The organism is Streptomyces sp. NPDC026301, from assembly GCF_055567935.1.
The window spans coordinates 72,601-94,198 of sequence record NZ_JBVHPN010000001.1 but is presented as its reverse complement, the minus strand read 5'-3'; the positions used below and the strand labels follow the sequence as shown (position 1 = coordinate 94,198).

23 protein-coding genes are annotated in these 21,598 nt (G+C 71.5%); 12 read left to right on the top strand and 11 right to left on the bottom strand.

Annotation, left to right across the window (positions count from 1 at the left end):
* Window positions 1-14 precede the first annotated feature (14 nt).
* Entirely contained in the window at window positions 15-1,325 is a 1,311-nt protein-coding gene (locus ACZ4MH_RS00425; protein WP_351586699.1) for an adenosylmethionine--8-amino-7-oxononanoate transaminase, read from the bottom strand.
* Complete coding sequence (gene bioB / locus ACZ4MH_RS00420; RefSeq protein ID WP_351586701.1) at window positions 1,318-2,565, bottom strand: biotin synthase BioB; 1,248 nt, start codon at window positions 2,563-2,565, stop codon at window positions 1,318-1,320. Before bioB ends, ACZ4MH_RS00425 begins: the two co-directional genes overlap by 8 nt.
* Window positions 2,566-2,709: 144 nt before the next feature.
* Here bioB and ACZ4MH_RS00415 point away from each other — a divergent pair, with 144 nt between their 5' ends.
* Window positions 2,710-3,897, top strand: a complete 1,188-nt coding sequence (locus ACZ4MH_RS00415; protein WP_351586703.1) for an 8-amino-7-oxononanoate synthase — start codon at window positions 2,710-2,712, stop codon at window positions 3,895-3,897.
* Between the two features lie 61 nt (window positions 3,898-3,958).
* Here ACZ4MH_RS00415 and ACZ4MH_RS00410 read toward each other — a convergent pair whose 3' ends face one another.
* Together ACZ4MH_RS00410 and ACZ4MH_RS00405 are read right to left on the bottom strand one after the other, a co-directional pair.
* Window positions 3,959-4,195: a DUF397 domain-containing protein gene (locus ACZ4MH_RS00410; RefSeq protein WP_351586705.1), complete on the bottom strand. Its 237-nt coding sequence runs from the start codon at window positions 4,193-4,195 to the stop codon at window positions 3,959-3,961.
* A gap of 34 nt (window positions 4,196-4,229) precedes the next feature.
* The gene (locus ACZ4MH_RS00405) at window positions 4,230-5,102 is read right to left on the bottom strand and encodes a helix-turn-helix domain-containing protein (protein WP_351586707.1); all 873 of its coding nucleotides are present in this window, start codon (window positions 5,100-5,102) and stop codon (window positions 4,230-4,232) included.
* A gap of 256 nt (window positions 5,103-5,358) precedes the next feature.
* Here ACZ4MH_RS00405 and ACZ4MH_RS00400 point away from each other — a divergent pair, with 256 nt between their 5' ends.
* Complete coding sequence (locus ACZ4MH_RS00400; protein WP_351586709.1) at window positions 5,359-5,826, top strand: ATP-binding protein; 468 nt, start codon at window positions 5,359-5,361, stop codon at window positions 5,824-5,826.
* A gap of 68 nt (window positions 5,827-5,894) precedes the next feature.
* Here ACZ4MH_RS00400 and ACZ4MH_RS00395 read toward each other — a convergent pair whose 3' ends face one another.
* The 4 genes from ACZ4MH_RS00395 to ACZ4MH_RS00380 form a co-directional block, all read right to left on the bottom strand.
* Entirely contained in the window at window positions 5,895-6,572 is a 678-nt protein-coding gene (locus ACZ4MH_RS00395; protein WP_467753893.1) for a GNAT family N-acetyltransferase, read from the bottom strand.
* Window positions 6,573-6,687: 115 nt separating this feature from the next.
* Window positions 6,688-7,206 carry a C40 family peptidase gene (locus tag ACZ4MH_RS00390; protein WP_351601493.1) on the bottom strand — a complete coding sequence of 173 codons (519 nt, stop codon included), beginning with the start codon at window positions 7,204-7,206 and terminating at the stop codon, window positions 6,688-6,690.
* 524 nt (window positions 7,207-7,730) lie between these two features.
* The gene (locus ACZ4MH_RS00385; protein WP_351601490.1) at window positions 7,731-8,042 is read right to left on the bottom strand and encodes a hypothetical protein; all 312 of its coding nucleotides are present in this window, start codon (window positions 8,040-8,042) and stop codon (window positions 7,731-7,733) included.
* Between the two features lie 4 nt (window positions 8,043-8,046).
* Window positions 8,047-8,685, bottom strand: coding sequence for an ATP-dependent Clp protease proteolytic subunit (locus ACZ4MH_RS00380; RefSeq protein ID WP_351601487.1), 639 nt, complete (start codon window positions 8,683-8,685; stop codon window positions 8,047-8,049).
* Between the two features lie 274 nt (window positions 8,686-8,959).
* On the opposite strand from ACZ4MH_RS00380, the gene ACZ4MH_RS00375 reads away from it, so the two are divergent.
* Window positions 8,960-9,274, top strand: coding sequence for a type II toxin-antitoxin system Phd/YefM family antitoxin (locus ACZ4MH_RS00375; protein ID WP_351601484.1), 315 nt, complete (start codon window positions 8,960-8,962; stop codon window positions 9,272-9,274).
* Between the two features lie 42 nt (window positions 9,275-9,316).
* On the opposite strand, the gene ACZ4MH_RS00370 is transcribed toward ACZ4MH_RS00375, so the two are convergent.
* Complete coding sequence (locus tag ACZ4MH_RS00370; RefSeq protein WP_351601481.1) at window positions 9,317-10,264, bottom strand: M28 family metallopeptidase; 948 nt, start codon at window positions 10,262-10,264, stop codon at window positions 9,317-9,319.
* A gap of 436 nt (window positions 10,265-10,700) precedes the next feature.
* On the opposite strand from ACZ4MH_RS00370, the gene ACZ4MH_RS00365 reads away from it, so the two are divergent.
* The 7 genes from ACZ4MH_RS00365 (at window position 10,701) to ACZ4MH_RS00335 (ending at window position 17,014) form a co-directional block, all read left to right on the top strand.
* Window positions 10,701-11,003 carry an urease subunit gamma gene (locus ACZ4MH_RS00365; protein WP_351601478.1) on the top strand — a complete coding sequence of 101 codons (303 nt, stop codon included), beginning with the start codon at window positions 10,701-10,703 and terminating at the stop codon, window positions 11,001-11,003.
* 17 nt (window positions 11,004-11,020) lie between these two features.
* The gene (locus tag ACZ4MH_RS00360; protein ID WP_351601475.1) at window positions 11,021-11,332 is read left to right on the top strand and encodes an urease subunit beta; all 312 of its coding nucleotides are present in this window, start codon (window positions 11,021-11,023) and stop codon (window positions 11,330-11,332) included.
* Window positions 11,325-13,046, top strand: coding sequence for an urease subunit alpha (locus tag ACZ4MH_RS00355; protein ID WP_351601472.1), 1,722 nt, complete (start codon window positions 11,325-11,327; stop codon window positions 13,044-13,046). The genes ACZ4MH_RS00360 and ACZ4MH_RS00355 overlap by 8 nt, the downstream gene beginning before the upstream one ends.
* A gap of 40 nt (window positions 13,047-13,086) precedes the next feature.
* A complete protein-coding gene (locus ACZ4MH_RS00350; protein ID WP_467753633.1) occupies window positions 13,087-13,761 on the top strand; it encodes an urease accessory protein UreF in 675 nt (224 codons plus the stop codon).
* A 33-nt stretch (window positions 13,762-13,794) separates the two neighbouring features.
* Window positions 13,795-14,496: an urease accessory protein UreG gene (gene ureG, locus ACZ4MH_RS00345; protein WP_351595356.1), complete on the top strand. Its 702-nt coding sequence runs from the start codon at window positions 13,795-13,797 to the stop codon at window positions 14,494-14,496.
* Window positions 14,493-15,323, top strand: coding sequence for an urease accessory protein UreD (locus ACZ4MH_RS00340; protein WP_351595358.1), 831 nt, complete (start codon window positions 14,493-14,495; stop codon window positions 15,321-15,323). The genes ureG and ACZ4MH_RS00340 overlap by 4 nt, the downstream gene beginning before the upstream one ends.
* A gap of 110 nt (window positions 15,324-15,433) precedes the next feature.
* Window positions 15,434-17,014: an alpha/beta hydrolase gene (locus tag ACZ4MH_RS00335; RefSeq protein WP_351595361.1), complete on the top strand. Its 1,581-nt coding sequence runs from the start codon at window positions 15,434-15,436 to the stop codon at window positions 17,012-17,014.
* A gap of 94 nt (window positions 17,015-17,108) precedes the next feature.
* Here the strand turns inward: ACZ4MH_RS00335 and ACZ4MH_RS00330 are convergent, their stop codons facing one another.
* Window positions 17,109-17,801 carry a lysophospholipid acyltransferase family protein gene (locus ACZ4MH_RS00330; RefSeq protein WP_351595364.1) on the bottom strand — a complete coding sequence of 231 codons (693 nt, stop codon included), beginning with the start codon at window positions 17,799-17,801 and terminating at the stop codon, window positions 17,109-17,111.
* 183 nt (window positions 17,802-17,984) lie between these two features.
* A complete protein-coding gene (locus ACZ4MH_RS00325; protein ID WP_351595367.1) occupies window positions 17,985-19,019 on the bottom strand; it encodes a LacI family DNA-binding transcriptional regulator in 1,035 nt (344 codons plus the stop codon).
* A gap of 177 nt (window positions 19,020-19,196) precedes the next feature.
* Here ACZ4MH_RS00325 and ACZ4MH_RS00320 point away from each other — a divergent pair, with 177 nt between their 5' ends.
* Both ACZ4MH_RS00320 and ACZ4MH_RS00315 read left to right on the top strand, forming a co-directional pair.
* Window positions 19,197-20,078: a phytanoyl-CoA dioxygenase family protein gene (locus ACZ4MH_RS00320; RefSeq protein WP_351595369.1), complete on the top strand. Its 882-nt coding sequence runs from the start codon at window positions 19,197-19,199 to the stop codon at window positions 20,076-20,078.
* Window positions 20,079-20,178: 100 nt separating this feature from the next.
* Complete coding sequence (locus ACZ4MH_RS00315) at window positions 20,179-21,588, top strand: sugar porter family MFS transporter (protein WP_351595372.1); 1,410 nt, start codon at window positions 20,179-20,181, stop codon at window positions 21,586-21,588.
* Window positions 21,589-21,598: the final 10 nt, after the last annotated feature.

The window sequence follows — 21,598 nt, the reverse complement described above, 5'->3', positions numbered from 1 at the left end:
TGTACGCGTCCTCCTCAGCCCTCGCGCGCGGCAGCGCACACCGCGGCACAGATACGGGCGATGTCCTCGTCGCCGGTGATGTACGGCGGCATCGTGTAGATCAGATCGCGGAACGGCCGCAGCCACACGCCCGCGCCGACGGCGGCCCGGGTCGCGGCCGTCATGTCGATCGCGTGGTCGAGCTGGACGACGCCGATGGCGCCCAGTACCCGTACGTCCCGGACGCCCGGGATCGTCCTGGCCTGCGCCAGTCCGTCCCACAGGCCGGTCTCGATCCGCTTGACCTCCTGCTGCCAGTCCTGCGCGAGCAGGACGTCCAGCGAGGCGTTGGCGACCGCGGCGGCCAGCGGGTTGGCCATGAACGTCGGCCCGTGCGCGAGCACCGGCACCTCGCCCCGGGAGATCCCGTCCGCCACCCGCGGCGTGCACAGCGTCGCCGCCATGGTCAGATAGCCGCCGGTCAGCGCCTTGCCGACGCACATCACGTCCGGTACGACGCCCGCGTGCCCGGCCGCGAACAGCTCGCCGGTCCGGCCGAAGCCCGTCGCGATCTCGTCGAAGACCAGGAGCACGTCGTGCGCGTCGCACGCTTCCCGCAGTACCCGCAGATACGCGGGGGAGTGGAAGCGCATGCCGCCCGCGCCCTGTACGACCGGCTCCACGATGACCGCGGCCAGCTCGTCGGCATGGCGGCCGATCAGCTCCCGCAGGTGGTCCGCGTACGCCTCGTCCAGCGGTGCGTCGAACCCGCCCGGCGGCTCGTCGGCGAAGACCTGCCGGGGCAGTACGCCCGACCACAGGTCGTGCATCCCGCCCTCCGGGTCGCACACCGACATCGGCTGCCAGGTGTCACCGTGGTAACCGCCGCGCCAGGTCAGCAGCCGCTGCTTGGCCGGGCGGCCGAGCGACCGCCAGTACTGCAGGCACATCTTGGCCGCGACCTCGACCGAGACGGACCCGGAGTCGCACAGGAAGACGTGCTCCAGGTCGCCCGGCGCGATGTCGGCGAGCCGCTGGGCGAGCCGGACGGCGGGCTCGTGGGTGAGCCCGCCGAACATCACATGGCTCATCCGGTCCAGCTGGCCGCGTGCTGCCTCGTTCAGTACCGGGTGGTTGTAGCCGTGGATCGCCGACCACCACGACGACATGCCGTCGACCAGCTCGGTGTGACCCTGCACCGGCTCGGCGGTCCGCAGCCGGACCCCGGCCGCCGACTCGATCACCAGCGGGTCGTCCTTGCCGGGCATCGGGCCGTACGGGTGCCATACATGCTGCCGGTCCAGGGCCAGCAGGTCGTGCACGTGCATCGGCTCGGCCTCAGGCATTGGGCGGCAGGTCGGTACCGGCGCCGCGGCGGCGCACCGAGACCAGGTCCGTACGGGCACCGTCAGCGTCCGGCGCCTCGGCCACCGCACCGGCCGCGACCGGCTCGGGCTCGGCGGCGACCGGCTCGGATCCCGCGTCACCGCACGGCGCGCAGCCACCGTCACCGTGCCCGCCGCAGCCACTCGACTCCTGGCCCGCGTGGCTGCCGCAGCCCCCGGCGGCGGCCAGGGCGTCGGCGCGGTGCGCGGGCAACGTCGTGGTGCCGGCGCCCTCCACCTCGAACCCGGCGTCCGCGATCATCGCCAGGTCGTCCTTGCCGGCCTGGCCCTCGCTGGTGAGGTAGTCGCCGAGGAAGATGGAGTTGGCCAGGTGCAGCGCGAGGGGCTGCAGGGTGCGCAGGTGCACCTCGCGGCCGCCGGCCAGCCGTACTTCGACATCAGGGCAGACGAAGCGGACCATGGCCAGGATGCGCAGGGCGCGCTGCGGGGTGAGGTTCCACTCCTTGGCCAGCGGGGTGCCCTCGAAGGGGATCAGGAAGTTGACCGGTACGGAGTCCGGGTCCAGCTCGCGCAGCGAGAAGACCACGTCGACCAGGTCCTCGTCGCTCTCGCCCATGCCCGCGATCAGGCCGGAGCAGGCGGACATGCCGGCCGCCTGGGCCTGCTGGACGGTGGAGACGCGGTCGGCGTAGGTGTGCGTGGTGGTGATCTGGCCGTACGTCGCCTCGGACGTGTTGAGGTTGTGGTTGTACGCGTCGGCGCCCGCGTCCCGCAGCCGCGACGCCTGGCCGTCGGAGAGCAGCCCGAGACAGGCGCACACCTCGACGCCCTCGTTCTGTTCCTTGATGGCCGAAATGGTCTGCGAGACGCGGTCGACGTCCTTGTCCGTCGGGCCGCGGCCGCTGGCGACCAGGCACACCCGCTTGGCGCCGCCCGCGACACCGGCGGCGGCCGCCTCGGACGCCTCGTCGGGCTTGAGCCAGGTGTACTTGAGGATCTCGGCCTTGGAGCCGAGTCGCTGGGAGCAGTACGAGCAGTCCTCCGGGCACAGGCCCGACTTGAGGTTGACCAGATAGTTCAGCTTCACCCGCCGCCCGAACCACTGGCGGCGGACCTTGCCCGCCGCCGCTACGACGTCGAGCAGCTCGTCATCGGATGTCGCCAGTACGGCGAGTGCCTCTTCGCGGGTCGGCGACTCGCGCCGCAGACCCTTCTCCACCAGAGCGTTCAGCAGGTCCATGGCGAAGATCCTGTCTTACGGCACCGCTCGCGGCCAAGGAGGATTCCCACAACGCCGCTGGTTGGGGGTGTGTGTATCGCCACACCGTAAGCAGGCGTAACGACCGCTAACGTCTATCGACAGCCAACAAACCCGAGGAAGCCGATGCCTGCCGATCCCGCCGCCGCCCAGCCCGGTAACGACCCCTTCGCCTGGATCGACGAGGCGCGCGAGCGGCGTCGCGGCGCCGGGCTCGTACGGACGCTGAACCCGCGCCCGGCCGACTCCGCGCTCCTGGATCTGGCGAGCAACGACTACCTGGGCCTCGCCCGGCATCCCGAGGTCACCCGGGCCGCCGCGGCCGCCGCGCACCGCTGGGGCGCAGGCGCGACCGGCTCCCGCTTGGTCACCGGCACCACCGAACTGCACGCGCAACTCGAACGCGAACTGGCCGAATACTGCGGTTTCGAGGCCGCACTGGTCCTCTCCTCGGGCTACGCGGCCAACCTCGCAGCCGTCACCGCGCTCACCGCGCCCGGCTCCCTGGTCGTCTCCGACGCCGGCAACCACGCCTCGCTCATCGACGGCTGCCGCCTCTCCCGCGCCCGTACGGCCGTGGTCCCGCACAGCGACCCCGAAGCCGTGCACAAGGCCCTGGACGCCGCCCGCGCCGAACCCGACTACGAAGGCCGGGCCGTGGTCGTCTCCGACTCGGTCTTCTCGGTGGACGGGGACGCGGCACCGCTGGCCGGGTACGTCACTGCCTGCCGCGCGCACGGCGCCGCGCTGCTGGTGGACGACGCGCACGGGCTGGGCGTGCTGGGTGAGGGCGGGCGCGGCGCGTTGTCGGCCGCGGGCCTGGCGGGGGACCGGGACGTGGTGGCCACCATGACGCTCTCCAAGTCCCTGGGCAGCCAGGGCGGTGCGGTACTGGGCCCGGCGAAGGTCATCGAGCACCTGGTCAACACGGCCCGTACGTTCATCTTCGACACGGGTCTGGCGCCGGCCGCCGCCGGTGGCGCGCTCGCCGCGCTCCGGCTGCTCCGCCGCGAGCCGCAGCGCGCGGACCGGGCCCGTGCCGTGGCCCGCGAACTCCACCGCCGACTGACGGCGGGGGGACTGTCGGCCGTTCTTCCGGACGCCGCGGTGGTCTCCGTGCGGGCTCCCTCGCCCGAGCAGGCCGTGCGGTGGGCGGCGGACTGCCGTGCGGCGGGTCTGGTGGTCGGCTGTTTCCGTCCGCCGTCCGTTCCCGACGGTATTTCCCGGCTCCGGCTGACCGCCCGCGGAGATCTGACCGACCGGCAGATTGACGAAGCGGTCGGTGCGATCCTTTCGACCGCACCGACCGCTTGACCGAATTCCCCGGAACCGGTGTCCGAATTTTATTCTTGAACCGTTTCCGGGAAGGGCTGGATCAGCCCTCCTTTGTGGGCCGACCGATGTGCAGGGCGTCGACAAAAGCCCGCCATGCAGGGACCGCGAAGAGCAACGCCGGTCCCGAAATGTCCTTCGAGTCGCGCACGGCGAGAGTTTCACCGTTGACCCGGGCGGTCTCGACGCAGTTGTTCATTCCCGTGCTGCGCGTGCTGCGCACCCAGCACGCGCCCGCAAGGGCCGTGCTGGCGGGTACGTACCGCGGCGATGCCGTCATAGTGGAGCCTCCTCAACGCGCCCGGACCAGGCCGTCAGGCATCTGCGGTCCGGGCAATCAAAGCCGATGATTCCTCGCATGAGAGAGCGTGCCCCCGCAGCGTGTCGAATGCATCGCTGTACGCCCTGAGGTCCTCTTTGCGTTCGAGGTAGAGGCTACTCGTCAAATGGTCGAGAACCACCACATCCAAGTCAGCAATGAGCGGAAAGGAGAAGATAACGAAAGGGCCGGTGATGCCGATGTGGACCCCGGCAGTGAACGGCAGCACCTGCAGTCGCACGTGCGGCAGTTCCATGACCTTGAGGAGATGCCGCAATTGGGCTTTCATCACCTCTGGACCACCCGCCGGACGGCGTAGTACCGCCTCGTCCAACACGGCCGAAAGTTTCAGCGGAGGGTCCCCCTCCAGAACGCTCTGCCGCGCTATGCGGACCTCGACGAGTGCATCGATTCTGCTCTGGGGCAGGTCGGCCAGCGCGGCCCGGGTGACGGCGCGCGCGTAGTCCGGGGTCTGCAGCAGCCCCGGTACGACCGTCGTCTCCAGCGTCCGCGCGTGCGAGGCGCCGGCCTCCAGGCTGATGAAGTCCCGGTAGGCGGGCGGCAGCAGGTCGCGGTAGGTGTGCCACCAGCCGCGCCCGGCGTCCCCTCCGCCACCGCCGCCCGCGTCCTGGCCGCACAGCGCGGCCAGCAGTGCGCGGGACTCCTCGTCGCGCACCTCGTACGCGTCCAGCAGCCGTTCCACGTCGGCCGGACGCACTCCGCTCCGGCCGGTCTCTATCCGGCTCACCTTCGACTGATGCCAGCCCACAAGACGGGCGGCCTCGCCGCTCGTGAGCCCGGCCAGATTCCGACGGCGCCTCAACTCCGCACCGAGCTTGCGACGGCGCACTGCGGGACCGTGGTGCATGAACCCTCCTCACGGGCGTACCGCGATTCGTCATAACTGACACCGATGCGTCAGTGTGCCGCCCAAATACGGTCTCGCGTAGCAGAGTTCACCGCTTCGAGCGACAGATATATGCATATCTTGGTGGATGGCTCACGGCAGGGGCAGCATGAGTGGCAGTCTGGCGCAATGCAGCGGCAAGGGGCCGATTTTCGGACCCGATCATGCCGCTGCCCAGCGGAGAGACGGCCTCGGGTGGGAAAGGGACGGCGCGGCGATGGCAGATCACCAGGAAGCATCACTGACCCTGCCGAGCGCGCCCGACTCCGTACCGATGGCGCGCAGATACGTTACTGGGGTTCTCACGGAGTGGGACGACACGCCGACCGGCGTGGGGCGTGCCGAACTCCTCGACTCCATCCGGCTCATCGTCTCCGAGCTGGCCACCAACGCCGTCGTACACACCTCGGGCCGGTCCCCGACCTTCACGGTCGACGTCCACCTCGACCGCCACGAACTCCTGCGCATCGGCGTGACGGACGACCACCCCCGGATGCCGCGCCGGCTGCCGGCCGCGGTCCAGCAGGACAACGGCCGCGGCATGGTCATCATCCGCTGCCTCGCGGCGGAATCCGGCGGAAAGATCACCATCGAACCGACGGAGAGCGGCGGCAAGACGGTCTGGATCGCCCTCCCCTGGCCGGTTCCGGTGCTGCCCGGGGAACCGCGACCGGCCGGCACCTGAGAACAGCGCACGGCCTTGCACCCGACCGGCCCCGAAGCCGGCCCCGACCCGCCCGAATGCGGCCGAGATCATTCGCCCGGCCCGTACCGCGATTGCGCCCCGCCCCCGTCCGCCCCTCGCTTCAGCAGCGCCTCGGCCCCCACAGGTACGAAGCCTGCGGCGAGCAGCGCCCGCACACTCGCGCCATTCGCCGGCGCCACTTGAGCCCACACGGCCTCGCCCGGCGGCACGAAATGCCGCCCGGCCGCGGCGAGCCGCCGCCCGAGCCCCCGCCCGCGCGCCGCCTCCGCCACCTCGAAGGCCACCTCCCACCGCCCGGCGACACCGCGACCGACCACGACGGCGGAGCCCTCCTCGTCCGCCGTCCACGCCCGTACGCCGTCACGGTGCCGCAGCGCCCGCGCGATACGGGGGTGCGCCGGGTCCCGCGTCTCACGCAGCGCTATCGAGGGCGGGCCCGGCAGCGCCCCGGCGACCATGAGCAGATCGATGTTCTCGATCTCCCGGCCCGTCCGGGCGGCGAGCGCGCCGAGGAACGAGGGGCTGAGCGGGCCGGAGAGATCGCCCGGGGCGATACGGGCGTGCACCCAGGCGGCCGCCACATCGGCGAACACGACGGCGCATCCCGAGAATGAGATGACTCCCCAGTCGCGTTCCGAAGCCGGGGGCAGCACGCTCACCGTCCCGTCGGCGGGCGGGAAGTCGCCCCGGGCGGCGGCGGTCAGGGTCTTGGCCAAGTCATTGATCACAGCCGTAAGTTAGCGCCCGCGCATCCGGCCGTGGTGCGGCAGAAGGAGGGCGGGGCCGTCGGCCCCGCCCCCTCTGTGTCACCGCTGCGTCAGCTCCCTCATCACACCCGCATCACGCCCGCCCGTACCAGACGCGACCGGTCCAGATCCGTTCCTTGCGTACCGAGGCGCCCGGCTTGGGGGCGTGCCACATGCGGCCCTTCCCGGCGTAGATGCCCACGTGGTACACGTACCGCCCCGAGTGGAAGAAGACCAGGTCACCCCGCTTCCGCGAGGACGCCTTGATGTGCCGCACGTGCCGGTACTGGGAATCCGCCGTACGTGGCAGCCGCTTCCCCGCGCGCTTGAACGCGTACTGCGTGAGCCCTGAGCAGTCGAACCGGTGTGGCCCCTCGGCCCCCCATGCGTACGGCGCCCCCTTCTTCGACGCCGCGACCCGCAGGGCCGCCTTGCCGGACCCCGAGGCCGCCGCCGACACGGCGGAGGCGGCACCGGAGGCGGGCGCCGCCGAGGCGTCCCCCGCACCGGCGGGAACCAGTACGGCCAGCGCGAGCGCCGACACCACTCCGGCACGGGCCAGGCGGCCCGGCGCGGCAACACCACGAACAGGAAGATCAACGCGCGCAGTCATGCGCACTCCTTCGTCAGCCGCCTGCGAAGGAAGACCTGTCGGGTTCGGGCAGGCGAAGATGCCCGGCCGGCCGCCCGGAAAGGACGGCGAAGGCTTCACCCCAAGGGACCGCCCGGCCAGTACCACGGCCGCGGCCCCGTCGTGCTCGGGTCCTCCGCTCCTGCCGGTCCACGCGTATCGACCAGGCGCCCGGGCACGGCGGCAGGATTCGGCGTCCGCCCGGACCGCCCCGCCGCTGCGGCGGGGGCTTGTCGTCGGAGGGATCGTGACGCAGCGCCGGGCGGTTCAGACGCCGAACATGCCTTGTGTGAGGGTGGTCACGCTTGATCCGTTCGGGTGGACAGGCGCGGTCCGTCGAGCGGCCCGCACCCCGTACGCACCCCCGCACCGGCGCCGTCGTACCGCCCGCAACGCGACACGTCGACGGAGCGCGCAAGTCGTACTCCGCCGCGAACGCGCCCAGGAGTACCCCATCGGCGGTAGCCCGATCGGACTCCGCGCCCGCGTGGAACGGGATCGTCCCGTCATTCCTCATCAGGCGGCGGCACGGCGACGAGCCCGGCCCGCCGCTCACCGTCCAGCACCCGCAGCGCGCGGCTGAGCGTGTCGGCGTGGAGTTCCGTCTCACCCCGCTCGTGCATCAGCGCCAGCGCGTCCCGCAGCGCCACCGCCCGGCCGACCAGCGCCTGCGCCGCCCGCAGGCCCCGGTACGTGCCCTCGCCGCGGGCCGGGTTGATGCGCCCCAAGAGGTCCAGGACCTGGAGGTAACTGTCGATGACCGCGCCCTCGGCCCGGGTCAGCGCGGGCAGTGGCGGGAGGTCGGGAGGCAGGGCCATCACCTCACCTCGCGCCGGGCGCGGCGGACGACGACGCCTTGCGGCCGCGGGTGAGCCCGTCGACCAGCCCGTACGCCATCGCCTCCTCGGCGTCGAGGATCTTGTCGCGCTCGATGTCGGCGCTGATCCGTTCGCGCGGCTGCCCGGTGTGCCGGGCGAGCAGCTCCTCCAGCAGCTCGCGGGTGCGCAGCATCTCCTGGGCCTGCAGGGCCAGATCGGAGACCTGCCCCTCGACCGGCTCGCTGAAGGACGGCTGGTGGATGAGGGCGCGGGCGCCGGGCAGCGCGAGCCGGCGCCCGGGGTGGCCGGCGGCGAGCAGGACGGCGGCGGCGGACGCGGCCTGCCCGAGGCAGACCGTCTCGATGGGGCTGGTGACGAACTGCATCGTGTCGTAGATCGCGGTCATCGCGGTGAACGAGCCGCCGGGGGAGTTGATGTAGAGCGAGATGTCCCGTTCGGGGGCGGTGTATTCGAGGTGGAGCAGCTGCGCCATGACGTCGTTGGCCGAGGTGTCGTCGATGGCGGTGCCGAGGAAGACGATGCGCTCCTCGAGCAGCTTGGAGTACGGATCGAGCGTCCGGGTGCCCTGCGTCGTGCGCTCGGTGAACTCCGGGAGGACGTAGCGGGCCGTGGGCTCGAGCATGAGGGCTCCTCTTCGCCGCGTTACTTAAAAAATGTACAGGACGTACAGTCCTTCAGATGAGGAGCATGTTCCAGCGGTCCGGCGAAGTCAACGACTCACGGGGTCATTCGGCGCTCGCCGTGAGCGAACGACGCACTTCGGGGCGCCTTTGCGGGCGGGTGTGCTCCGGTTGTGCCGAGGATGCCGCCGAGCTGCCCGGCACCGCCTCTGACCTGGCATTTCTCGTCATGCGCAGCACGGGAGTACGAAGCGGGTGCGCGCTAAGCTGAGGAGCATGACCTACGAGATTCCGGTGACGCAGGCGCGGGCGGAGCTCGCGGACTTGATCAACCGTGTCGTCTACGGCTCCGAGCGTGTGGTCGTCACGCGCCACGGCAAGCCCTTGGTGGCCCTGGTGTCCGCCGCTGACCTGCGACGACTCGAAGAGCTCGACCGTGCGGAGGCGGCCGCCGAGGAGGAGGTCATCAGTACGGTCTCCTCGGTGCGGCAGCTGCCGACGTCCGCCGCGAGCGAACGTCGGCGGTTCGGCATCGCCGCGGAGCACCGCGGCCCGGCCGCCGGGGATCGGCGACCGGGCCACGAGAGCTGAGCCGTCGTCAGCCGGTGAGCCGGCGCGACGGGTGAGTGAGCGTCAGGAGCTGAGCTCCCAGACCGCGTGGGCGATGGCGTCGGTGTTGTTGTCCAGCGCCGCCTCGTCGATGTTCTTCGCCGTGTCGCAGGACTGGTGGTAGCAGGCGTCGAACGGCTCGCCCGCCATGCCGCCCCAGTTCTTCGCCTGTTCGGCGGTCTTCTTGTAGTCGGCGCCGGAGAAGAGGCCGCCGACGGGGATGCCCGCGTCCTTGAACGAGGCGTGGTCGGAGCGGCCGTCGCCCTCGGTCTCGATCTCGGTGGCGATGTTCTTGGCCGCGTACCAGTCCTTGAAGACCTTCTCCAGGCGCGGGTCGTCGTCGTATACGAAGTAGCCCGGGTTGGGCGAGCCGATCATGTCGAAGTTGAGGTACGAGTCGAACTTCGCGCGGTCCGCTTCGGCGAGGCTGTCGACGTAGTGCTGCGAGCCGACCATGCCGTACTCCTCGGCGCCCCACCAGCCGAACCGCAGGTGCTTGGCGGGCTTGAGGTCCGCCTTGGCGACCGCGAGGGCGACTTCGAGGATGCCGGCCGAGCCGGAGCCGTTGTCGTTGATGCCCGGGCCCTCGTCGACCGAGTCGAGGTGGGCGCCGGCCATGACCGTCTTGCTCTCGTCGCCGCCGGGCCAGTCGGCGACGAGGTTGTATCCCTTGCCGCCGTTGTGGTCGAACTCCTGGACCTGGGTGGTGAACCCGGCCTCGTCCAGCTTTCCCTTGAGGTAGTCGACGGATGCCTTGTAGCCGGGCTGTCCGTGGGCGCGGTTGCCGCCGTTGGCGTCGGCTATGGACTGAAGCTGGTCCAGGTCCGCCTTGACGGCGGAGACCGGGATGTCCGGCGCGGCGAGCGGCGCGGGGTCCGCCTGGGCGCCGGCCGCGGTGAAGAGCGTGGCGGCGACGGCGGTGCAGGCGCCCGCGGCCAGGGCGGCCCGGCGTATGCGTGCGGAACGGGTCACGGTGTGGCTCCGATGCTGTGTGGGGGGTGGTGGTGCGGAGCTTCTTGTGGTGCGGGAGCGCGCACGCGACGCGTGGGGCATACGGGCGCGCGGAGATGAGCATCGTGACTTGTCTGTGGCCAGTCAAGGGCGCATAGCGAACGCGTTGTTCCGGGGAGCGGGGCGGTCGAGCGTTATGTCCGCTTCGGGGGGAGTGGGGAGTACGCGGGAATTCGGCGCCTGTGGCACGGTCCCCAGATTTAACAAGGGATTCACCGGGGTAACGCCGCCGACATCGGGCGGGGCTAGCCTGCGAAGTCCGGGGCGTTTCATGGAACTTATCTGGAGATCAGTTTGCTTTTCCTTTGTTGAATGTGTGATACATCTACTTGTACGGGCGCGTCGGGGCCCGTGACCTGGGCCGATGCGGCCCAGGCGTAAGAATGTGAGGTGGAGAATGCAACTGACCCCGCATGAACAAGAACGGCTGATGATTCATGTCGCGGCGGACGTTGCCGAAAAGCGCCGGGCCCGCGGCGTACGGCTCAACCACCCCGAAGCCATTGCCCTGCTGACCGTGCACATCCTGGAAGGCGCGCGCGACGGCCGAACGGTCGCCGAGCTCATGTCCTCCGGGCGCAATGTCCTCACCCGCGACGACGTGATGGAGGGCATCCCCGAGATGATCCACGACGTCCAGGTCGAGGCGACCTTCCCGGACGGCACCAAGCTCGTCACCGTCCACGATCCCATCAGCTGACCCAGGGAGAGCCGAAGATGATCCCGGGACAGATCCGCTACGCCGATGAGCCGGTACGCCTCAACGAGGGGCTTCCCGTCACGCGCATGACCGTCCTCAACATCGCCGACCGCCCCGTGCAGGTCGGCTCCCACTACCACTTCGCCGAGGCCAACCCCGGCCTCGACTTCGACCGTGCGGCCGCGCACGGCAAGCGCCTGAACGTCGCCGCCGGCTCAGCCGTGCGCTTCGAGCCCGGTATCCCCACCGAGGTCGAACTGGTGCCCCTCGCGGGCAAGCGGATCGTCGCGGGCCTGCGTGGCGAAACCGGAGGCACCCTCGATGGCTGAACTTTCCCGTGCCGCGTACGCCGACCTCTTCGGCCCGACGGCGGGCGACATGGTGCGGCTCGCCGACACCGACCTGCTGATCGAGATCAGCGAGGACTGGTCGGGCGGCCCCGGGCGCAGCGGTGACGAGGCGGTCTTCGGCGGCGGCAAGGTCATCCGCGAGTCGATGGGCCAGTCCCGGCTCTCCCGGGCCGAAGGCACCCCGGACACCGTGATCACCGGCGTGATCGTCATCGACCACTGGGGCATCGTCAAGGCCGACGTCGGCATCCGCGACGGCCGCATCGTGGCGCTCGGCAAGGCCGGCAACCCCGACACCATGGACGGCGTCCACCCGGAGCTGGTCATTGGCCCGGAGACCGAGATCATCGCCGGCAACGGCAAGATCCTCACGGCCGGCGCCATCGACACCCACGTGCACTTCATCTGCCCCGAGCAGGCGACCGAAGCGCTGGCCTCCGGTGTCACCACCATGATCGGTGGCGGCACGGGGCCCGCCGAGGGCAGCAAGGCCACCACCATCACGCCCGGCGCCTGGCACGTCACCCGGATGTTCGAGGCGATGGACGGCCTGCCGGTCAACGTCGGCCTGCTCGGCAAGGGCAACACCACCTCGGTCGCCTCGATGCGCGACCAGCTGCGGGCCGGCGTACTCGGCTTCAAGATCCACGAGGACTGGGGCGCCACCCCGGCCGTCATCGACGCCTGCCTCGGCGTCTGCGAGGAGAGCGGCGCCCAGCTCGCGATCCACACCGACACCCTGAACGAGGCGGGCTTCCTCGGTGACACCCTCGCCGCGATCGCCGGGCGCTCGATCCACGCCTTCCACGTCGAGGGCGCGGGCGGCGGCCACGCCCCCGACATGATCGCCATGGTGTCGGAGCCCAACGTGCTGCCCGCTTCGACCAACCCGACCCGGCCGCACACCGTCAACACCGTCGAGGAACACCTCGACATGCTGATGGTCTGTCACCACCTCAACCCCGCGGTCCCCGAGGACCTGGCCTTCGCCGAGTCCCGCATCCGGCCCTCGACCATCGCGGCCGAGGACTTCCTGCACGACATGGGCGCCATCTCGATGATGTCGTCGGACGCGCAGGCCATGGGCCGCATCGGCGAGGTCGTCATGCGCACCTGGCAGACCGCGCACGTCATGAAGAAGCGCCGCGGCGCGCTGCCCGGTGACTTCGCCGCCGACAACAACCGCGTACGGCGGTACGTCGCGAAGTACACCATCAACCCGGCGATCGCCCAGGGCATCGACCACGTCGTCGGCTCCGTCGAGACCGGCAAGCTCGCCGACCTCGTGCTGTGGGACCCGGCGTTCTTCGGCGTCAAGCCGAAGCTGGTCATCAAGGGCGGCCAGATCGCGTACGCGCAGGTGGGCGACGCCAACGCGTCCATCCCCACCCCGCAGCCGATCCTGCCGCGCCCGATGTTCGGCGCGATCGGCAAGGCCCCCGGCGCCAACTCGCTCAACTTCGTCTCCGAGCAGGCCATCGCGGACGGGCTGGGCGACCGGCTGGGCGTCGCCAAGGAGCTGACGGCCATCCGCTCCACGCGCCAGGTCACCAAGGCGTCCATGCGCAACAACGACGCGCTGCCGAAGGTCGTCGTCGACCCCGACACCTTCACGGTGACCATCGACGACGCCGTGGTCGAGCCGGCCCCGGCGGCCGAACTGCCCATGGCACAGCGGTACTTCCTGTTCTGATGGCCATGTACGACGCACCCCTGCGGAAAGGCCGGGACCGATGAGCCGCGCCGCACTGCTGGTCCTGGCCGACGGACGGTTCCCGGCCGGCGGGCACGCCCACTCCGGCGGCGCCGAACCGGCCGTCGCCGCAGGGCGTATCCGGGACGGCGGCTCGCTGGAGGAGTTCTGCCGCGGTCGGCTGCACACGGCCGGGCTGGTCGCGGCGGGTCTCGCCGCCGCGGCCGCCGCGGGCTGCGACCCGCTCGCGCTGGACGAGGCCGCCGACGCCCGCACACCCGTACCGGCCCTGCGTGCCACAGCGCGCAAGCTCGGCCGCCAGATGATGCGGGCGGCCCGCGCGACCTGGCCCTCGGCGGAGCTGGACGCGCTCGCCGCGGCCCGGCCGCGCGGCGCCCACCAGCCCGTCGTCCTCGGCCTCGCCGCGCGCTCGGCGGGCCTGGGCCCGGAGGACGCCGCGTACGCCGTCACGTACGAGACCGTCAGCGGCCCGGCCACCGCCGCCGTACGGCTGCTGAGCCTGGACCCCTTCGACGCGACGGCGGTCCTCGCGCGCCTCGCCCCCGACCTGGACGCGGTCGTGGCCGAGGCCGTCGCGGCGGCGGCGCGCGTCCCGCAGGACGGGACCGGCGCGCTGCCCGCCCGCTCCGCACCGCTGCTCGACATCACCGCCGAGCAGCACGCGGCCTGGCCGGTACGGCTGTTCGCGTCCTGACCCACCCACTTATTGCACGATCACGGAGTTCGTATGCACCTCGACCACGATCTCGACGAGAAGTTCCCCCACCGCCACACCTACAGCGCCGCGGCCCCCGAGCGCGCCGACGGCACCCGCCGCGCGCTGCGCATCGGCCTCGGCGGCCCGGTCGGCTCCGGCAAGACCGCCACCGTCGCCGCGCTCTGCCGCGCGCTGCGCGACGAACTGTCCATCGCCGTCGTGACGAACGACATCTACACGCGCGAGGACGCGGAATTCCTGCTCCGCGAGGCCGTACTGCCCCCGGAGCGGATCACCGCGGTCGAGACCGGCGCCTGCCCGCACACCGCCATCCGCGACGACATCTCCGCCAACCTGGAGGCCGTGGAGGACCTTGAGGAGGAGGTCGGCTCCCTCGACCTGATCCTCGTGGAGTCCGGCGGCGACAACCTCACCGCCACCTTCTCCAAGGGCCTCGTCGACTTCCAGATCTTCGTGATCGACGTGGCCGGCGGCGACGACATCCCGCGCAAGGGCGGCCCCGGCGTCACCACCGCCGACCTGCTCGTGATCAACAAGACCGACCTCGCCCAGTACGTCGGCTCCGACCTGGAGCCCATGGCCCGCGACGCCAAGGCGCAGCGCGGCGACCTCCCCGTCGCCTTCACCTCCATCAAGGGCGAGAACGGCGTCGCGCCGGTCGCCGACTGGGTCCGCGCGTGCCTCGGCCAGTGGACCGCGGTCCCGGCATGACCCTCGCGCCGCCACCGCCCACCGCCGCAGTACTGGCGGACGCTGCCCCAGCGCCCGCCGCACGGCAGCTGCGCGCCACCGCCCGCATCGCCGCGGTCGCCGACCCGTACGGCGTCTCCCGGCTCCCCGTGCTGGACGGCGACGGGCCGCTGGCGCTGCGCCGGCTGCGCTCGCACGACGCGGCGGCCCGGGTCTGCGTGGTCGGCGCGATGAGCGCCCCGGTGGGCGGCGACCAGCTGCGCATCGAGGCGCGCGCCGGGGCGGGCAGCGACCTGCGGGTCACCGCGGCCGCCGCGACCCTCGCGCTGCCCGGCCACCACCCGGGGACGGCCCGCTACGACGTGGCGCTGGACGTGGCCGACGGGGCGCGCCTGGACTGGCTGCCCGAGCCGCTGATCTCCGCGGCCGGCAGCGACCTGATCCAGACCACCACCGTCGACCTCGCGCCCACCGCCCGGCTGCTGCTCCGCGAGGAGCAGGTGCTCGGGCGGACCGGCGAGGTCACCGGACGGCTCACCGCCCGGCTGACGGTCCGGCGCGCCGGCCGGGTCCTGCTGGACCAGGAGACGGCGTACGGCCCCGGGGTGCCCGGCTGGGACTCCTCAGCGGTGCTCGCCGGACACCGTGCCGTCGGCCAGCTGCTCGTCGTCGACCCGGCGTACGAGGAGCGGCCCGTAACGGTACGGACCCTGGAGGCGTCCGACGGCCCCGGTCAGGCCGTGATCACGCCGCTCGCCGGGCCCGCCGCGCTGGTCACCGCCGTCGCACCGGACGCACTGGCCGTCCGGCGGCTGCTCGAAACGGCCGCAATTCCTACGGGTTGGTAAAGAAATAGCCGTCCGGTCTTTTCATCGGACGGGCGTACGAGACAGGATCCCCCTGCAGCTCTGTGATCATCGCCGCCACAAGTGGCGCACCATGCAGGGGGAACACCTACGTGAGACGAAAAGCAGCGTTCGGCGCCGCCGGGACCGCGGTTGCCGGCGCACTCATAGCCGGCGCCATCGCCGCCACACCCGCCAGCGCGGGCGTGAACCACCAGCGCGGCTCCGCCGAGGACCGCGGCGTGCAGACCGCCGCGGCGCGCGCCGCCAAGGCCGGTATCGACTGGCAGACCTGTCCCAAGGACTGGGGCCTGGACGCCCCGATCCAGTGCGGGTTCGTGACCGTGCCGGTCGACTACGCCAAGCCGGACGGCAAGAAGATCAAGATCGCGGTGGACCGTGCCAAGAGCACCGGCACCAAGGACGAGCGCCAGGGCTCGCTGATCTACAACCCCGGCGGCCCCGGCGGCTCAGGGCTTCGCTTCCCCACCCGGGTGACCACCAAGAACCCCATCTACGCCAACATGGCCAAGGCGTACGACTTTGTAGGCTTCGATCCGAGGGGCGTCGGCCACTCCGCCGCCATCTCCTGCATGGACCCGCAGGAGTTCGTCAAGGCGCCCAAGGCCGACCCGGTGCCCGACGACGAGGCCGACAAGCTCGCCCAGCGCAAGCTCGCCAAGGAGTACGCGGACGGCTGCAAGGAGCGCAGCGGCGCCCTGCTGGCGCACATGACGACGCCCAACACCGCCCGTGACCTGGATGTCGTCCGTGCGGCGCTGGGCGACAAGAAGCTCAACTACCTCGGCGTGTCCTACGGCACCTACCTCGGCGCCGTCTACGCCACGCTCTTCCCCGACCACGTGCGCCGGATGCTCGTCGACTCCGTGGTGAACCCCTCGCGCGAGAAGGTCTGGTACGAGGCCAACCTCGACCAGGACATCGCCTTCGAGGGCCGCTGGGGCGACTGGAAGAAGTGGGTCGCGAAGAACGACGCGACGTACCACATCGGTGACACCCCCGAGAAGGTCCAGGCGCAGTGGGAGAAGCTGCGCGCCACCGCGAAGAAGTCCCCGATCGGCGGCCAGGTCGGCCCGGCCGAGCTCACCGGCTTCTTCCAGAACGCGCCGTACTACGACTCGATGTGGGCGCCGGTCGCCAAGGCGTGGAGCGCGTACCTCGCCGGTGACGAGAAGCCGATCGTCGAGAACGCGGCCCCCGACATGAGCGACAAGGCCGGCAACATCTCCTCGGAGAACGGCAACGCGGTCTACACGGCGGTGGAGTGCAACGACGCCAAGTGGCCCACCAGCTGGCAGCGCTGGAACCGCGACAACACCCGGATCCACCAGCAGGCCCCGTTCATGACCTGGTCCAACGCCTGGATGAACCTGCCCTGCGCCACGTGGCCGGAGAAGCAGCAGACCCCGGTGAACGTCAAGACCGGCAAGGGCCTGCCCGGCGTGCTGATCGTGCAGAGCACCCGCGACGCGGCGACGCCGTACGACGGCGCCGTCGAGCTGCACCGCCGGCTGGCCGGCTCGCGCATGATCACCGAGAAGGACGCCGGCTCGCACGGCGTCACCGGCCTGGTGAACCCGTGCGTCAACAACCGCGTCGACGCGTACTTCGTGGACGGCAAGACCGACGCCAAGGACGTGACGTGCACCCCGCACGCCACCCCTAAGCCGTAATCGGCGAGGCGCGACAGCGCATACAGGACGGGGCGCCCGGGGACATCCCGGGCGCCCCGCTTCGCGTGCGTCACGGCCTGCCGGCCCGCTTGCGTTACTGCCTGCCGGCCTGCTGCTGCGCGGCCTTGGCGTCGGCCGCGTACACGTCGACGTACTCCTGGCCCGACAGCTTCATGATCTCGTACATGATCTCGTCCGTGACGGCCCGCAGCGCGGCGTGCTCGGAGGTCATGTTCGCGTACCGGGAGAAGTCCATCGGCTCCCCGAAGCGGATCGTGACGCGCATGGCGCGCGGCAGCCGCCGGCCGGTCGGCTGGGCCTCGAACGTGCCGATCACCGCGCACGGCACCACCGGCGCCCCGGCCTCCAGCGCCATCGCGGCGACGCCCGTACGGCCCTTGTAGAGCCGCCCGTCGTGCGAGCGGGTGCCCTCCGGGTAGATGCCGAGCAGCCGGCCCCTGCGGAGCACGTTCACCCCCGACCTGATCGCGCCCTGCGACGCCTTTCCGCCGGACCGGTCCACCGGGATCTGCCCGATCCCGCGGAAGAACGCGGCGGTCAGCCGGCCCTTGAGGCCGGGCCCCGTGAAGTACTCGGCCTTGGCCAGAAAGGTGACTCTGCGCGGCACGATCGCGGGCATGACGAAGTGGTCGGCGAAGGAGAGGTGGTTGCCGGCGATGATCGCCGCCCCCTCCTCGGGAATGTGCTCCAGCCCCTCCACCCGGGGCCGGAACACCGCTCGCAACAGCGGCCCCAGAACGACGTACTTGAGCACCTGATAGAACACGTGCTGACCCCTCCCTCTGCCGACCCTGCCGTCACTGACGTCTACGCAGGTCAGCTGTGCCGTAAGGGTCAGAAGTGTAGATGCGGGTGTGGTCGGGTGTAACCACTTACAACCGGACTAATGCCGACTTGCTGTCGACCTCCTGACGGCCTGTCAGTGAAGAGAGGTTTGACGCCTGGAGGCTCAGCGTAGGGCACTGCGCCGTGGCCCCGGGGCGGTGGTTTCGCGTTCCAACAGCCGGTGGCGGGCGACCACTTGGCGTGAGGGGCTGGTGGTGAGCCGGCCGTAGATGCGGTCGGCGAGCAGCTGCAGCGCGCTCTCGGCGATGTGCTGCTTGTCGGGGGCGACGGTGCTCAGGCAGGGCGTGCTGTACCGCCCGTCCTCGATGTCGTCGAAGCCGATGACGCGCAGGTCGCGCGGGACGCGCAGGCCCCGCGAGAGGGCGGCGCGCAGCGCGCCGAGCGCCAGCTCGTCGGTGAAGCAGAAGACGGCGTCGGGTGGTTGGGGCAGGTCCAGCAGCGCTTCCATCGCACGCCGGCCCTCGGCGCGGTGCAGTGAGGCCACCGCGGCCTCCAGCCCGGCATCGGGCTCCAGGCCGGCCTCGTGCAACGCCTCGCGGTAACCGCGCAGCCGCAGTTCGGCCGTACCGTTGCGCAGGTCCGGCTGCAGGCCGAGCGCCGCGGGCCGGCGGGCGCCCCGGGCGATGAGATGCCGGGTCGCCTCCCGCGCGGCGGTGACGTTGTCGATCGCCACGTGGTCCGCGGTGCCCTTGGGGTCGATCTCGCCCAGTACGACGACGGGCGCGGGGCCGGAGCAGGCGCCGATCTCGGCGGGTGACAGCGCCCACGGACTGATGATCAGGCCGTCCACGGCATGGCCCTCGACTCCGGACAGCAGCCGGCGTTCCCGGTCGGCCCGGCCGGCCGTCTGGTCGATGAGTACCGTCCAGCCGCGCTCCTGGGCCGCGTCGATGAGCAGGCCGGCCAGTTCGCCGAAGTAGGGCGAGCCGACTTCCGGTATGGCGAGCCCGATCAGTCCGGTGCGCCCCTGCCGCAGGTTGCGGGCGGCGAGGTTCGGGCGGTAGCCGGTCTGCTCGATGGCGGCCAGCACGCGCGCACGGGTGGCCGGTGCCACGGAGGCGGAGTCGTTGACGACGTTCGACACCGTCCGGACCGAGACGCCGGCGAGGGTGGCCACGTCTTTGAGCTTCGCTCCCACCTGCTCCTCCTCCGGGATGTGGGCCGGCCGATCGTCTCACGTCCCCGGGAGCGTCCGGAAGCCGGAAAAAATCTTGCCGCGCACTATTGCAACGTTGCATTCCACGTTGCAATCTAGCGCAGACACGCCACGGCGCAGACACCCCACGCCCTCCCACCGACGCGAGGAGTAGTACCGATGCCCGAAACCGCCACGTCCCCGGCCCGCGACCTCGTTTCCCCCGCACCGGCCACGACTGCGAAGCCCACCGCTACGGAGATCGGCAGCGCCGTGCGCGAGCTGTACACCGACGGCATCACCGCCCGCCGGTCGGCCTTCCCCGTCGAGTTCGCCGACCGGCTCCGCGAGGACATCGAGCGGGCCTTCGACGAGGCCCGCAACCGTCCCGGTGGTGCCGTGGGCCGCGGCCCCAACCGGTACTACGTGGAGATCCACCCCGAGCAGCTGCGCGACTTCGCCGAGCTGGCGGACCACCCCTGGGTGCGCTCGGTGTGCGAGGCCGTGCTCGGCCCCGAGTACCGCATCGTCGAGCTGGGCTTCGACGTCCCCCTGGAAGGCGCCGTCAACCAGCCGTGGCACCGGGACTTCCCCTCTCCCGCGCCCACTCGCGAGGAACACCGGCTGACCTCGCTCGCCTTCAACGTCACCGCCGTCGACACGGCGGAGGACATGGGCCCCTTCGAGATCGCCCTGGGCACCCAGTGGGAGACGGGCGCCGACTTCACGCACGAGATGTTCCCGGACAAGGCCGACTACGCGCGCTACGAGGCGCGGGCGGTACGCAAGTACCCGCGGCGGGGCGACATCTCCGCCCGGTCCGCCCTGACGATCCACCGCGGTACGACCAACCACTCGGCCGTCTCCCGGCCCGTCCTCGTCCTCGGCGTGGACGCCCCCGGCGCAGGCAACGACGCGCACCACAACATGGCCGTGACCCGCGCCTACTGGGCCGCGCTGCCCGAGCGCGTCCGCGATCACCTGGCGGCCCGCGTCGTGGACGAACTCCAGCCGGTCGTCCAGCAGCACACCATCGAAGGACTGGTCATGGGCGACGCCTGACCACCGGCACAGGCTCGCCCCACCGGGCCGGCACCTCGCGGCCCACCCGGCCGGCTCTCCACGGCCCCCGACCGAACCGACCAACTGGCGAAGGAACCCCGTGACCGTGCTCGAACCGGCCGGCAGCGCCGCCGCCCGGCCCACGCCTCCACGCACCGGACGGCCCGCCCTGCTCTACGCCGTGGCCGCGATCTCCGCCCTGGGCGGACTGCTCTTCGGCTACGACACCGGCATCATCTCCAGCGCCCTGCTGGACCTCGGCCGCGATCTGCACCTCTCCACCCACTACCGCGAGGTGGTCGTCAGCGCCATCCTCGTGGGCGCCATGGTGGGCGCCCCCGTCTCCGGTGTGCTCAGCGCCCGTTGGGGCCGGCGCCCCGTCGTCATCGCCGTGGCGGCCGTCTTCGCGCTCGGCGCGCTGGCCTCGGCCCTGGCGCCGTCCGCCGCCGCGCTCACCGTCGCCCGGCTCGTACTCGGCCTGGCGGTCGGCGCCGCCTCCAACACCGTGCCCGTCTACATCGCCGAGACCGCCCCGCCGGCGATACGCGGCCGGCTCATGGTCCTCTTCCAGCTCATGGTCGCCATCGGCCAGCTGATCTCTTACCTCGTCGGGTACGCGCTGGCCGGCCCGGGCGGCTGGCGCTGGATGTTCGCGCTCGCGGTCATCCCCGCCCTGGTCCTCGCGGCCGGCATGCTGCCGCTGCCCGAGAGCCCCCGCTGGCTCGTCGGCCGCGGGGACCACGAGCGCGCCCACGCGGTACTGGCCCGGCTGCGCGGCCCGGACGCCGACATCGCCGCGGAGGTCGGGGACATCGCCGCCCTGTGCCGGGCCGGGAGCGACGCGCCCCGCGGCCTGCGCGCCACCGCAGCCGTCCTGCGTGCCGGTCGGCTGCGCCCCGCTCTCCTCATCGCCCTCGGCATCGCGGCGTTCTCGCAGCTCACCGGCATCAACGCCATGGTGTACTACGCGCCCACCCTGCTCACCGACGCCGGTTTCGGCGGCTCCGTCGCCCTGCTCACCGGCATCGGGATCGGCGTGATGCTCGTCCTCGCCGGCATCACCGGCGCGCTGTCCGTGGACCGCGTCGGCCGCCGCCGGCTGCTGCTGTGGCTGATGCCGGCCTCCGGCGCGGCCATGGCCGTCCTCGCCCTCGCCTTCCTGATGCCGGCCTCCGGAGTGCAGCGCTGGACGGTCGTGCTCGCACTGTTCGCGTACATCTTCCTCAACGGCGCCGGCATGCAGACCGTCGTATGGCTGCTGGCCCCCGAGGTGCTGCCGCTGTCCGTCCGCGGCCCCGCCACCAGCCTGGCCACGACCACCGTCTGGGGCTTCGACCTGCTCATCGCCGTCACCGCACTCACCGCCGTGCAGACCTTCGGCCTCACCGCCACCTTGCTGACGTACGCCGTGATGAACGGCCTGTGCTGGGTGTTCGTCCTGCGCCGCGTCCCGGAGACCCGTGGCCGCACGCTGGAGGACATCGAACGCACACTGCGCCCCACCAGGTGACAGACGGCGA